The sequence below is a fragment of the Nocardia sp. bgisy134 genome (assembly GCF_057708325.1).
On record NZ_JBYIRW010000020.1, the window covers coordinates 104795 to 117752 of the forward strand.

Annotated in this window: 12 protein-coding genes; 2 read left to right on the plus strand and 10 right to left on the minus strand. The window is 66.8% G+C overall.

The features are described 5' to 3' along the window. Positions 1-609 carry a ribonuclease H family protein gene (locus AC3ERS_RS29610; RefSeq protein ID WP_431971410.1) on the plus strand — a complete coding sequence of 203 codons (609 nt, stop codon included), beginning with the start codon at positions 1-3 and terminating at the stop codon, positions 607-609. A 97-nt stretch (positions 610-706) separates the two neighbouring features. Here AC3ERS_RS29610 and AC3ERS_RS29615 read toward each other — a convergent pair whose 3' ends face one another. From AC3ERS_RS29615 to AC3ERS_RS29655, 9 genes are all read right to left on the minus strand, one after another. After that, positions 707-1474: a hypothetical protein gene (locus tag AC3ERS_RS29615; protein ID WP_431971411.1), complete on the minus strand. Its 768-nt coding sequence runs from the start codon at positions 1472-1474 to the stop codon at positions 707-709. 129 nt (positions 1475-1603) lie between these two features. Further along, positions 1604-2782 carry an MlaD family protein gene (locus AC3ERS_RS29620; protein ID WP_431971412.1) on the minus strand — a complete coding sequence of 393 codons (1179 nt, stop codon included), beginning with the start codon at positions 2780-2782 and terminating at the stop codon, positions 1604-1606. After that, positions 2779-3870 carry an MCE family protein gene (locus AC3ERS_RS29625; RefSeq protein WP_431971413.1) on the minus strand — a complete coding sequence of 364 codons (1092 nt, stop codon included), beginning with the start codon at positions 3868-3870 and terminating at the stop codon, positions 2779-2781. Before AC3ERS_RS29625 ends, AC3ERS_RS29620 begins: the two co-directional genes overlap by 4 nt. Positions 3871-3878: 8 nt before the next feature. Continuing rightward, positions 3879-4988, minus strand: coding sequence for an MCE family protein (locus tag AC3ERS_RS29630; RefSeq protein WP_431971414.1), 1110 nt, complete (start codon positions 4986-4988; stop codon positions 3879-3881). Further along, positions 4988-5986, minus strand: a complete 999-nt coding sequence (locus AC3ERS_RS29635) for an MCE family protein (protein ID WP_431971415.1) — start codon at positions 5984-5986, stop codon at positions 4988-4990. Before AC3ERS_RS29635 ends, AC3ERS_RS29630 begins: the two co-directional genes overlap by 1 nt. Further along, the gene (locus AC3ERS_RS29640) at positions 5983-7026 is read right to left on the minus strand and encodes an MCE family protein (RefSeq protein ID WP_431971416.1); all 1044 of its coding nucleotides are present in this window, start codon (positions 7024-7026) and stop codon (positions 5983-5985) included. The genes AC3ERS_RS29635 and AC3ERS_RS29640 overlap by 4 nt, the downstream gene beginning before the upstream one ends. Beyond that, a complete protein-coding gene (locus tag AC3ERS_RS29645; protein ID WP_431971417.1) occupies positions 7023-8501 on the minus strand; it encodes an MCE family protein in 1479 nt (492 codons plus the stop codon). Before AC3ERS_RS29645 ends, AC3ERS_RS29640 begins: the two co-directional genes overlap by 4 nt. Positions 8502-8508: 7 nt before the next feature. Further along, positions 8509-9372, minus strand: coding sequence for an MlaE family ABC transporter permease (locus tag AC3ERS_RS29650; protein WP_068060715.1), 864 nt, complete (start codon positions 9370-9372; stop codon positions 8509-8511). A 4-nt stretch (positions 9373-9376) separates the two neighbouring features. Beyond that, the gene (locus AC3ERS_RS29655) at positions 9377-10231 is read right to left on the minus strand and encodes an MlaE family ABC transporter permease (protein WP_431971418.1); all 855 of its coding nucleotides are present in this window, start codon (positions 10229-10231) and stop codon (positions 9377-9379) included. 489 nt (positions 10232-10720) lie between these two features. Between AC3ERS_RS29655 and AC3ERS_RS29660 the strand changes: the two genes are divergently transcribed. Continuing rightward, positions 10721-11389, plus strand: coding sequence for a S1 family peptidase (locus tag AC3ERS_RS29660; RefSeq protein WP_431971419.1), 669 nt, complete (start codon positions 10721-10723; stop codon positions 11387-11389). 70 nt (positions 11390-11459) lie between these two features. On the opposite strand, the gene AC3ERS_RS29665 is transcribed toward AC3ERS_RS29660, so the two are convergent. Continuing rightward, a complete protein-coding gene (locus AC3ERS_RS29665) occupies positions 11460-12947 on the minus strand; it encodes an MFS transporter (protein WP_431971421.1) in 1488 nt (495 codons plus the stop codon). Positions 12948-12958: the final 11 nt, after the last annotated feature.

Sequence of the window (12958 nt, forward strand, 5' to 3'; positions counted from 1 at the left end):
ATGATCATCGTGAGCACCGACGGATCCTGCCTCCGAAATCCCGGCGGCGCTATCGGCTGGGCTTGGGTCAATCATCAAGGGAGCACTTCGCGCAGCGGGGGAGCCTCGACGGGGACGAATCAGATCGCCGAGCTACGCGCGATCCTGGAGGCCGTCGACGCGCACCCTGGCGCCGAACCCCTTCTGATCGAAAGCGATTCGCTCTATGCGATCAAGTGCGCGTCGGAATGGATCTCGAGCTGGCGGCTGAACGGCTGGCGGACCTCGTCCGGTGGCGCCGTCAAGAACGTGGAGATCATCAAACAGATCGACCGCGCCATCTCGAGCAGGCCGGGTCCGGTCCGATTCCGTTGGGTACGTGGCCATGTCGGCAACTACTTCAACGAGATGGCGGACACCCTCGCGGGCGAGGCGGCCCGTAAGGCCGCGGCTTCGGCGGCCGCCGAGGTCGACGCGCCCGAACCGGCCGTTGTCACCGCGGCGGAGAGCACGGTTCCGCTCGCGCCGAAGACCGTGTCGAAAAGCTCTGCACCGCAACACAAGACCACCGGGCCGCGGGCCTCGGGGAAGGCGGTCGCGGCGGCTCCTCAGACCTTGACCCTGTTCTGAGCAGCTCCGCGACCGCATAGCAGGACCGCCCGAAAGACCTCCGGCGGTGGTGACTGGGCCCACCGCCGGAGGCGCTTTCGGAGAACTTTCCGAACGATCAGTTGCCGGGCTGCGGCTGGGTCGGCGCCGGAGCCTGGCCGGGCGCGGGAGCGCCGCCGGGCAGGCCGGTGCCCGCACCCTTCAGCATCGGCGAGTCGAGCTTGCTCACCTTCCACTTGCCGCCCTCGTTCTGCAGATCCGCGACGATCACCACGAACTGCCGATCCGGCTGCTGCTGAGTGAAATTGGTGCGGAACTGGGTCAGCGTCACCAGCACCTTGGCCTCGCTGGTGTCACCGCCCTGGTATCCGCACTGCACGTCGTCGGCCCAGGACTTGACCTGTGCTTGCACCATGGCGTCGGTGAGCGCCTTGGTCGCGTCGTCGAATTCCTTCAGGAACTCGCCGGTGGAGCCCTCCTTGACCTTCGTGAAGTAGCCCTCCAGGTCCTTCGAGTAGTCGTAGACCGAGACGTCGCGACCGAAATCGCAGGCCGCGCGCGTGGCGTCGTTGACCGCCGCGAGCTCGTCCGACTTCTTCTGGGCCTGGAGATAGAAGACCACCACCGCGGTGACGGCCGCGACGAGCAGGATGCCCGCCACGAATGCCGCGATCACCGGCAGCAGATTCGACCGGTCCTGGGCCGCCGCGGGAGCGGGCTTCGGCTTCGGTTCGCTCTGCTTCTCGCCCGCCTTCCCCAGGTCAAGCTTGGCCGTCTCCGCGTCGCTCTTCCCGGCCGCGGCGGCGCTTTCTGCGCTTTTCTCGGCGGGCTCGACGTTCTTCGTGGTCTCGGCGTCTTTATTGGTGTCGGCGTCGTCGGTGGACATCGATAAATCCTGCACTTTCCCGGCGCGCGCACGCACCGTATCGGCTGGCCGGTCCGCATGGGCGAACCGTACGCGTTCTACCAGCGAGTATGCCGGGCCGATGGCACAGCCACCGGCCCGGGTGCACACTCACCGCACCGGGGGGAGGGTCCGCTCGTTCGGATCCACACCCGGCGGCATCTGGGCGCCGTTGTTCGGCACGTCGGGCCGCGGGGCGTTCGCCGCACCGCGGATCTGCTGGCCCGGCGGCGGGTTCACACAGTAGTTCCATTTCGGGATGGTGCCGTCCTGCACCACCTCGTTGCGGATCTGCGGGGTGTTGTACGTGCAGTACGGCCGCGGCCAGATGTCGATGATCGCGTGGAACTCGCCGTCGTGCGCCGGGATGCCGAGCGCCTCGACGCCCACGGCGAGCGAGGGGAACAACGCCCGCAGCGCGGGCAGGCGCAGCTGCGCGGCCTTGGTGATGGCGACGAAGTTGGTGGCGAGGCTGGTGATCGGATCCGACGTCTTGTCCAGCACCGCACCCAGGCTCTGCAGCTGCCCTGGGCCCGAGTCGAGGACGCTCTGCAGCTCCGCGTTGGCCGCGTTGAACTGCGCGAACAGCTCCCCGGAGTTGGCGGTGAGGGTGGCGAGATCCGGCTGCGCCTGCGACGTGGTGTCGGCGATGGTACGCAGGTTGGTGATCAGGCTGGTCGTCTGCGGCAGCAGCGAATCCAGACCCGACGTGGCCAGGCTGATGCCGTTGACCAGGCCGCGCAGCTGATCCGGGCCGCCGCTGAGCGCGATGTCCAGCTCGGCGAGGATGACGCTGAACTTGTCCGGATCGACCTGCGCGATCAGCTCGCTGGTGTTGTCCAGCACCGACCACACCGGGGTCGGCGTCTTGACCGTCTCCGGATCGAACTGGACCACCGCGCCGTCGGCGAGGAACGGGCCGTCCTCGGTGCCGGGACGGAAGTCGATGTACTGCTCACCGGCGGCGGACAGGGCCTGCACCGCCACGTCGGTGTCGACCGGGATCTTGTACCGGCTGTCGATCTCGGCCTGTGCGGCGATGGCCTGCCCGCGATCGGTCAGCTCGATGGAGGTGACCTTGCCGACGCGGTAACCGCGCAGCGTCACGTCGTTGCCCGGCTGCAGGCCGCCGGAGCGGTCCAGGTTCACCGTCACGGTGTAGCTCGACCGCAGCGGGTTGATCCGCATGACGCTCACCAGCAGGTACGACGCGCCGACGATCAGCACGATCACCAGGCCGATCGCCGAGAGGATCAGCTTGTTCGACCAGATCTTCGACAGCGCGCTCATCGGTGGCCTCCTTCCACCCGCTGCTGCACGAGTTGCAGCACCTGGATCAGGCTGCCCGCGAAGTCCTGCAGGTCCTCCAGATTCGGGAGCCTGCCGTGCTGCGGGTCGGTCAGCGCGCTGAGATCGAGGTTGGTCGCGGTCGCGTAGACGGCGAAGCTGCGGCCGCGGAAGGTGGCGTCCACCTTGGGGCGGATCTCGTGCAGACGATCCATCAGGAGGCCGAAGTCGTCGCCCGTTCGCGAGAGCGCGTCCATCAGCGCCTGCGTATTGACCAGCAGGTCACCCAGCTGATCGCCGGTGGTGTCGGCGTAATCGCCGAGCGCGGCGCTGGCGACCGACACCTTGGTCAGCAGTTCGCCGATGGCCCGGTTGTTCTCGGCGATGGCGCCGATCATCTGGGGCAGCGTGTCGGCCACCTGACCCAGCTCCGAGCGCCGCGATTCGAGCGTGTTCGCCAGCGTGCCGAACTGGTTCAGCACCGCGTCGACCCGGGCGGTGTTGTCGTTCAAACTGCCGACCACACCGGTCAATTCGGTGATCAGGTGCGCGACCTGCTCCCCGCGCCCGCCGACGATGGAATCCAGTTCCGAGGTCAGCTTGGTGAGCGAGGCGATGCCGCCGCCGTTGAACAGCATGGACACCGAGATGAGCAGCTGTTCGACGGTGGCGCCCGCCGAGGTCTGCTCGAGGGTGAGGGTGTCGCCGTCGTGCATCATCGGCGCGCCCGGTTCGACCTTCGGCTTGGACAGCGCGACGAACACGTCACCGAGCGGAGTGGCCTGGCGCAGCTCGGCGGTGCTGCCCTTGGGCAGCTCGATATCGCTCCGAATGCTCAGGTCGACGACCGCCTGGAAGTTCTTGGTCTTGATGTCGGTGACGACACCGACATCCGAACCGCCGATCTTCACCTTCGCCTGGTCGGGCAGGTTCAGCGCGTTCTCGAACACGGCCTGCACGGTGTAGGTCTCACCCGCCTGCCCCGGCTTGGGCAGCGGTAGATCCTCGACGGTGAGACCGCAGCCGGAGGTGATGCCCACCCCGGCCACCGCCGCGACGGCGACGAGCGCCCTGCGTGCCTTGATCGTCATGCGGTACGTCATTTCGTCAGTCCAAGCAGTGCGGCGGTGAGTCCGTAGTCGGGTCCGAAGTCCTGCATATTTCCGGTGCGGCACCCGTCGGCCTTCATCTGTATCCGCTCGCAGAACAGCGCGACGATCTCGCCGTTGAGCGCGGTGCCGATGATGGCGTGCAGGCGCACGTAGCGGCCCTCGCGGTTCACGATCCGGTCGACGTTCTGCAGTGCCATCGGCGCCACGTCGGTGACCTCGGTGAGGCCGTAGGCGTTGTCCCTGAGCTGCTGGGTGACGTTTGTCAGCCCGGTCAGGCTGCCCGACAGCTGATCCTGGTAATCGACGAGCGTGGTGCTCGTGTTGGCCAGGAAGTCGTTGAGCTGGTCGAGCGTGGCCTGCAGACCGGGCGCCTGCTCGGCGAGCAGACCGGTCATCTGGGTCACCCGGTTGCTGAAATCGCGCACGGACTGGTCGTTTTGGGCCAGCATCGTGGTCAGCTCGTTGAGCTGGACGATGATATTGGAGATCGCGTCCTTGTTGTCGACGCCGACCTTCAGCGCGCCGGAGAGCGCGTTGAGGGTGTCCCGCATCTTCGCGCCGTTGCCGTCCAGCATCGGGTAGAGCACCCGGCCGGCGAGCGGGCCGATTCCTTCGGAACCCTCCTGCGGCGCGAGTGCGGCGGCGAACTGATCGATGGTCTTGATCATCGTGTCCAGCTCGACCGGGGTTCTGGTGCGCGCCTTGGGCAGATGCGTGCCTTCGCTCATCGCCTCGCCCTCGGTGTAGACGGGGGTGAGCTCGATGTGCCGATCGGTGACGATCGACGGCGAAACGATCGCCGCCTCCGCGTTCTTCGGGATCTTCACCCCGGAATCGATCGACAGATGCACCTCGACGAGGGTGCCCTTCGGCACGATCTTGTCGACCTTGCCGACCTGGAGTCCGAGCACCGTGACCGGGTTGCCCTCGTAGATGCCGGCGATGTTCTCGAAGTCGGCGGTGATGTGCATGGTGCCGCCGAGCGCGTCGTTCACCGAGGTGGGCAACAGCGAGCAGCTGCCGACCGTCAGCGCGGCGGCGCTGATCGCGAAAAGCTTTGCGACGGACTTGATTTTGCCTGTGGTGGCGAATTTCATCACTGGCACCCCTCGATGGCTTGTGCGAAGCACAACCAGTTGTCCGGGAACAGCCACGGCAGACCGACGTCGCCGTACGGGCCGCTGCCACCCCACGAGTTCGCCAGGTAGCGCACCGTGGGCGGCATGATCGACAGCATCCGATCCAGGTTGTCCTTGTTCTTCTGCAGACCCTCGGCCATGGTGTTCAACTGCTGGATGGTCGGGCCGAGCTGACCCTCGTTCTGCGCGCCGATCTCCTGCAGCTGCTTGGTCAGCGCGGCGATGTTGTCGAGCAGCTGACGCAGCAGGTCCTGCCGCTCCATCACCCGGTTGGCGATGGCCTCGCCCTGGGTGATCACCAGCAGCACGCTGTTGCGGTTGTCGCCGAGGATCTGAGTGACCCGGTCCAAGTCTTTGAGCAGCTTGTCGACCTCGTCGCGGCGGGTGTCGATCACCTTGGCCAGCGCGCCGACGCTGTCCAGCGCCTGCGCCGTCAGCTCGGCCGAGCCGCCCATCGACTCGTTGATGACATTGAGCGACTCGGCGAGCTTGGCGGTGTCGAGCGCCTCGAACTTCGGGGTGCCGATCTGCACCACGTCGGCCAGGTTGTACGGAACCGCGGTGTTGGACAACGGGATCCGGCCGTCCTTCAGTCCGGAGCCGTTGCCCGGATCGAGGTCGACGTACCTGGCGCCGAGCAGGGTGGCCATCTTGATCGAGGCGCGCGCGTCCGGACCGAGCTCGACGTTCTTGTCGACGTTCATCGTGAGCAGCACGTGGCCGCCCTCGAGCTTCGCACCGGTCACCGTGCCGACCGGAACGCCCGCGGCGTTGACCTTGTCGCCGACCTTGATACCGGCCGCCTGCACGAACTCGGCCTTGACGGTCTGATCGCCGACGCCGAGCATCCGGATGATGCCGGATGCCATCAGCAGCACCACGATCAGAGCGGCGCCGATGAGGCCGAGCCAGAAGTAGCGGTTGCTGTCGAAGCGGTTCTTCATCTTCGCGATCATGGGCGGCACACCGCCGAGTGCGCGTTGCCGCCGATCTGCGAGAACAGACCGCGGGGGAAGAGCACACCGTACAGCGAGACGTCGAGGCCGCACAGGTAGGCGTTGGCGTAGCCGCCCTCGGAGGTGTGCCTACCTGCCGCCGAGAGGATGTTCGGCACGTCGATCGCGGCCTGGTCCAGCTTGGCGCCGTTGGCCAGCAGCAGCGTCAGCGCGGCGCTCGTGGAGTTCTGCGCCACCTGCAGCTTGGGCTGGATGTTGCCGACCATGCCGACCAGCGACGTGGTCGCGCTCGCGATCTGCTCGGTGGAATGCAGCAGGATCTGGCCCTGCTCGTAGAGTCCGCCGATCAAGGCCCGGGTCTGGGTCACCAGGGTCTCCAATTCATCACCTCGTTTGGCCAAGCCCGCCATCACACCGGACAGGTTGGTGATCACGTCGGACAGGATCGCGTCGCGGCGCTGGAAATCGGTGGCCAGCTGGGCGGCCTGCACGATGAACGAGCTCAGCGAGACGTTGTCGCCCTGCAGCGCCTGGATGAACGTCTCCGAGAGGCGGTTCACCTGCTCGGGCTGCAGTACCTGGAACAGCGGCTGGAATCCGTTGAGCAGACCCGACACGTCGAACGACGGCTCGGTGCGCTCCAGCGGAATCGACGCATTGTTCTTCAGCGGCGCGGGATTCGACGCTCCGCCCGGGGACAACGCCACATAGCGCTGGCCGATCAGGTTCTGGTAGCGGACCAGCGCCTTGGTGTCGTCGTAGATGGTCTGGTCGCTCTCGACGATGAACGTCACGTTCGCGACCGACTCCCTGGTCCGATTGTCACGAGCCAGCTCGATCTTCTCGACCTTGCCGACCCGGACACCGGCCATGCGCACGTCGTCGCCTTCGCGGAGGCCGAGCACATCGGTGAACGTCGCGGAGTAGGTCTTGGTGTCGCCGGGCACCACGCGCGCGAGCGTGTTCCAGACGACCACCGTCACCAGGATCGAGACGATCGCGAAGAGTCCGAAACCGATCAGCGGCTTACGAATACTCATCGGACGGCACCATTCTCGGACACTTGCAAGGTTCCGCCCTTCAGAATCGGACTCAGCAGCAGGTACTCCGCGGTGGTCGGCTTGCGGCCGAGCAGCTGCTCGATCGCCGCGTCACCCTGATAGGAGATCGGGCGGGCGGCCGCCGGGGTCGCGGCGGGAGCCGCCGCGGGCGCGGGAGCGGGCGCCATGCCCGGCAGGCCGGGCAGCATCGGGAACAGGCCCTCGAGTGGCGTGCCCGCGAACGGCTGTTGCGCGTTCTGCTGCAGGTCGGCGACGACCCGGCCCGGATCGGGCATGGTGACGCCGGGGATCAGCGGCAGGCCGGGCATCGGCACCACCGGTGGCAGACCGGCCGCCGATTCCAGCGCGCGCGGCCGCAGGTTCTCCGGCAGCGGCGGCAGTTCGTTCACCTCGGGAGCGGTGGCGCAGCTCGGGCCTGCCATCCCGCCGTAGCGCGGGCAGTCCGCGACGGTGTACGGCTTGTACGGCGTCAGCGTGATACCGGCGTTCCAGACCTGTTGCTGCTGCGGACCCCAGTGGAAGGTGGTACTCATCGCCCTGGTCGACTCGCTCAAGTTCAGCAGCGTCCTGGTGATGGCGTCGGGGTCGGCCGTCAGCGCGCCGAACATGTCGGCGGTACCGACGGTGACCTGCTTGCCGACATCGGGGTTGCGGGCGAAGAGGGCGTTCACCGTGTCCACCGTGCCGCTGGTCCCGGTGATGAGCGCGACGAGCTCGTCGCGGCGTTCGGCGATGGTGGTCGCGGTCTGCACCGAGCTGCCGAGCACGTCGAGCAGTTCGGGCGCCGACTGGTTCAGCGCGCGGAACGAACCGGAGAAGTCGTCGAGCAGCACACCGAGATCCGGAATGGACTCGTCGACCGCGAGCACCCAGCGGTCCAGCCGCTCGATGGTCGAGCCCGGCATCCGGCCGCTGCCGTCCAGCGCCTGCGAGAGGGTGCCGAGGACGCGGCCGAACTGCACCGGGTCGATCTTGTCCAGGATGTTGCGGACCGTGGTCAGCGTGTCCTGCAGCGCGATCGTGCCCTTGCTGCGGTCCTCCTCGATGATCGAGCCTTCCTTCAGGTAGGTGTCGGCCGGTCCGTTGAAGACCAGTTCGATGGAGGTGACGGCGAACAGGTTGCTCGGCACCACGCGCGCGGTGACGTTGGACGGGATGTCGCCCGCGTACTCCGGCTTCAGTTCGATCTGCACCTTCTGCAGTTCGCCCTTCGCCGCGACCTCGACCGAGTCCACCACGCCGACCAGGACGCCGCGGAACTTCACGTCGGCTTCCGACGGCAGGCCGTCACCGGTCGTGGTCAGGCTGGCGACGACGTTCACCTTGGGTACGAAGTAGCCGGTGTAGCGCGCCATGAGGAAAGCGAGCACCAGCGCGAAGACGACGAGTCCGCACACGCCGGCGATCAGCAACTGCCGCATCGTGGGCCCGCGCCCACTGGGATCGATGATCATCTGGCCCTTACCCCGAGATCCGGATTCCGGGGTTGACCCCCCATATCGCCAACGTCATGAAGAGGTCCGCGAAAACGACCAGGATGATGCACATCTTGATCGCCCGCCCCGCCGCGACACCGACGCCTTCCGGGCCACCGGAGGCGAAGAAGCCGTAGTAGCACTGGATGAAGGTGGTGATCGCGACGAAAATGATCGCTTTGAGCAGCGAATACAGTACGTCGGTCGGTATCAGGAACTGGTAGAAGTAGTGCGCGTAGGTGCCGCTGGCGGTGCCGCCGACCAGCTGCACGGTCAGCGAGCAGGAGAGGTAGGCGGTGGCCAGGCCGAGGCAGTACAGCGGGACGATCGCGACGATCGCCGCGAACATCCGGGTGCTGACGAGGTAAGGCAGCGGCCGGATGGCCACCGACTCGAGCGCGTCGATCTCTTCGGAGATGCGCATCGCGCCGAGCTGCGCGGTGAATCGACAGCCCGCCTGGGCCGCGAAGGCCAGCGAGGCGAGCAGCGGGCCGAGTTCACGGGTGGTCGCGAACGCGGAGATCGCGCCGGTGATCGGGCTGAGGCCGAGCAGGTTCAGCGAGGTGTAACCCTGGATGCCGACGGTCATGCCGCCGAACGCGCTCAGGATCACGATGACGCCGATGGTGCCGCCACCGACGACGAGATTGCCGTTGCCCCAAGTGACGTCGGAGAGCAGCCGCCACACTTCCTTGGGGTACTGCTTGAGCGCCAGCGGAATGGAGCCGACCGACCGCAGGAAGAAGAACACCTGATGGCCGAGCCGCGCGACGAGATCGACCGGCGCCTGCGCGGAACGCTTGAGTCCCTGGAGGGGCCGCAGCAGCGGCGGTACGTAGGTTGATGACACCGGCTCAGACCACCTGTGGGGGGAAGAGTGCGTTGTAGACCTGGGTGATGATGAGGTTCACGCCGAAGAGCATCAGCGCGGAGCTGACCACCGCCGAGTTCACCGAGTTGGCGACACCGCCGGGGCCGCCGCGGGTGTTCAGACCGGTATCGCAGGCGATGATGGCGGCCAGCAGGCCGAAGATCAGCGACTTCACCAACGCGACGAACAGGTCACGGGTCACGGCGAACGACGAGAAGGTGCTGACGTACGAACCCGGCGTGCCGCCCTGGGCGAAGATGTTGAAGATGTAGCCGGTCAGGAAGCCGACGAAGACGACGAAGCCGCAGAGCAGAACACTGACCAGCATCGCGGCGCCGAGCCGCGGTGCGACCAGGCGGCGCATCGGATCGACGCCCATCACCTTCATGGCGTCGATCTCCTCGCGGATGGTGCGCGAGCCGAGGTCGGCGCAGATGGCGGATCCGACCGCGCCCGCGATCATGATCGAGGTGACCAGCGGCGCGCCCTGCTGGATGATGCCGAGGCCGTTGGCCGCGCCGATGAACGACGTCGCGCCGACCTGACCGGCGACCGCGCCGACCTGAATCGAGACGATGACGCCGATCGGAATCGCGACGAGCAACGTGGGGGCCGCGGCCACATTGGCCATGAAGGCGCACTGCCGGACGAATTCACCGAAGGGGAACCGCCGCCGGAAGATGGCGATGAACAGTTCCGCTACCGCGGCGATACCCATCGTGATCTGACGGCCGAAGGTCTCCAGTGACCGCTTGGGATGGTCTTCCCAGTACGACCTCGTCCAATCGACCGCTTCACTTATCCGTGATCCCGTGGGAGGACTCTTGGTCGACTGCACTGACTAACCCCTCTCGACGCCGGTTGCTCACCCCGACGACTTGTTTGCTTGACGCACCTTACTACGGAGTAGTGCAGAACACACCATCGTCATGTGATTGCAGTCATAGATTCGAGTCACCTTCGTGGAAACCTCACGAGAACGCTGCGACCTCCTTGTCTCCGGCACCAAAATTAAGCACCAAAATTTTAGAACAAGTTACAGTTGAGGCGCCGCCATATGGGCTTCTCTTCTATCTCCGGTCAATTACGAGGAAATCTTTCATCTAAAAGCTGGCGTCATTTTGAATGCTTGCTGAATGAGTTCTACCGAATTTGAAACACATTGGGCGTGTCGTCCAATTGAGCTCAGTAATAGAGATTAGCTATCGCGATTACGATTCGGCGGCACCTCCGAGGCATCCTCGGTACGAGACGCGCCCGAGACCGAATACTGACACGATGGGTGCGACAGATTGATATCGTGCGGGCTTCCGACATCTGGAGGGACATGTTCAGCAAACTCGTCAAGGCGGCCAACGCCGTCTTCGCCGTCGCCCTCGGCGCGGCGCTGCTAGGGACGGGCGCGGGCCCCGCGGCTGCCGCGCCGCCGGTGATCGGGGGCGGATCCGGCATCATCATCGACAATATGTTCGAGTGCACCGTCACCACGGTGGGTCACGACAGCGCGGGCAGACTTGTCGGACTGACCGCCGGACACTGCGGCGACGCGGGTGCGAAGGTGTACTCCGAGGCCGATCGCGGCGCGGGCCAGATCGGTCGTTTCGTCTACTCCAACTCCGAGCTGGACTACGCCGTCATCGAGTTCGACGGGGGCGCGATCACCCCGGTCAACCGGATCGGCAACGTCACCATCACCGGCATCGGCGCGCCTGCCCAGTTCCCGATGATCGTCTGCAAGGAAGGCCGCACCACCGGCAACACTTGTGGCATCGCGTGGGGCGACGTGTTCGGCACCAATGTCGAGACCTGGAGCCAGATGTGCGTCGTGGAGGGTGATTCCGGCGCTCCCGTGGTGGTGGGTACCACCCTGGTCGGCATGGTGAACGCCTACCTGGCCATCGCCTGCTTCGGTCCCGAAGTCGGCACCAACATGAGTGCGATCATGAACGACCTCAACGCGCGGGGCGGGCCCGGCTCGGGCTTCGTGCCGATCTGATCGGCCACCGTGCGGACGACGGGGAGCGGGCGATATCGCCCGCTCCCTTCTGTATCTATGGAGCTTCCGCCTAGGGGGCTTCAGCGCTCCCGTGCGTCGCGTCATCGACGAGGCTCCGCCGGGGTGCGATAGCAGGGCCCGCGACGGCGCACTGCGGCAGGCACTCGACGCTCTTCAGATCCGGCGCATGGCGCTGCGGACGCAACAGCACGGCGGCGATCAGCGCCCCGGCCGCCAACAGCCCCACGCAGATCCACATGGCGGTCTCGAACCCGTCGTCGAACGCGGCCGGGTCGGCGAGGGAACCGGAGATGCCCGCCAGCCCGGGCAGCGCGGCGACCGCGAGCAGCTGCGCGGTCCTGGCGACGGCGTTGTTCACCCCTGAGGCGATACCGGCCTCGGACGCGGGCACCGCGCCGAGCACGGCGCCGGTGAGCGGCGCGACGAGCACGGCGAGACCGAGCCCGAAGACCACGACTCCCGGCAGCACGTCGCCGACGTATCCGGCATTCGGTCCGATGCGGAGCAGCAGCACCAATCCCGCGGCGGCCAGCAGCGGTCCGAGCGTCATCGGAATGCGCGGTCCGTGCACCTGGGCCCATCGCCCGGCGGGCGCGGACAGCGCCAGCATGATCAGCGTGACCGGCACCGTGGCCAGCCCCGACAGCAACGGCGTATAGCCCGCCACCAGCTGGAGTTCCAGCACGAGCAGGAAGAAGACGCCGCCGAGCGCGGCGTAGACCGCCAGCGTCACCAGGTTCGCCGCGGTGAACACCCGCGAACGGAAGAGCGCGGGCGGCACCAGCGGATGGTCGCTGCGCAGCTCGATCACCACGAACACCGCGAGCAACAGCACGCCGGACGCGGCGAGCAGGGGCATCGCGTCGATCAGCCCGAAGGTCAGCGCGCCGAGCGCCAGCGCGACCACCACCGCGCCAGGGACGTCGAGCCGCGCGACGGCGTTGGGGTCGACGCTCTCCGGCACGTGGCGCAGCGCGACGACCACGACCACCGCGACCAGCGGCACGTTGATGAAGAAGATGGACTGCCAGCCGACCCAGTCGATCAGCCAGCCGCCGAGGAACGGCCCGAGCGCGCCCGCCACCCCGCCGAAACCGGACCACAGCCCGATCGCCGCGCCTCGATCGCGTTCGTCGAGCGAGGAGGAGATCAATGCCAGGCTGCCCGGCGTCAGCATCGCCCCCGCCACGCCTTGGAGCACCCGCGCCGCCACCAGCATCTCGATGTTCACGGCCGCGCCGCACAGCACCGAGGCGATCGCGAAACCGACCGCGCCCCAGACGAAGACCTTGCGCCTGCCGAGCTTGTCGCCGAGCGAGCCGCCGAGCAGGATGAACGAGGCCAGCGTCAGGGTGTAGCCGTTGAGCGTCCACTGCAGACCGGCCACGTCGGTGTCGAGGGCTTCCCCGATGCGGGGCAGCGCGATGTTGACGACTGTCGCGTCCAACGAGGCGACCGAGGAACCGAGGATGGTCGCCAGCAGGATCCACCGCCCGGTCGCCGAATGCAGCCGGGGTAGCTCCTGGGCGGTGGTCACCGGTCCAACCT

Excerpts from the sequence above, each read along its gene's own strand:
- AC3ERS_RS29635 (WP_431971415.1), bottom strand. The coding sequence starts at position 5,986 with ATGATCGCGAAGATGAAGAACCGCTTCGACAGCAACCGCTACTTCTGG.
- AC3ERS_RS29625 (WP_431971413.1), bottom strand. The coding sequence starts at position 3,870 with ATGACGATCAAGGCACGCAGGGCGCTCGTCGCCGTCGCGGCGGTGGCC.
- AC3ERS_RS29620 (WP_431971412.1), bottom strand. The coding sequence starts at position 2,782 with ATGAGCGCGCTGTCGAAGATCTGGTCGAACAAGCTGATCCTCTCGGCG.
- AC3ERS_RS29610 (WP_431971410.1), top strand. The coding sequence starts at position 1 with ATGATCATCGTGAGCACCGACGGATCCTGCCTCCGAAATCCCGGCGGC.
- AC3ERS_RS29645 (WP_431971417.1), bottom strand. The coding sequence starts at position 8,501 with ATGATCATCGATCCCAGTGGGCGCGGGCCCACGATGCGGCAGTTGCTG.
- AC3ERS_RS29615 (WP_431971411.1), bottom strand. The coding sequence starts at position 1,474 with ATGTCCACCGACGACGCCGACACCAATAAAGACGCCGAGACCACGAAG.
- AC3ERS_RS29660 (WP_431971419.1), top strand. The coding sequence starts at position 10,721 with ATGTTCAGCAAACTCGTCAAGGCGGCCAACGCCGTCTTCGCCGTCGCC.
- AC3ERS_RS29630 (WP_431971414.1), bottom strand. The coding sequence starts at position 4,988 with ATGAAATTCGCCACCACAGGCAAAATCAAGTCCGTCGCAAAGCTTTTC.
- AC3ERS_RS29640 (WP_431971416.1), bottom strand. The coding sequence starts at position 7,026 with ATGAGTATTCGTAAGCCGCTGATCGGTTTCGGACTCTTCGCGATCGTC.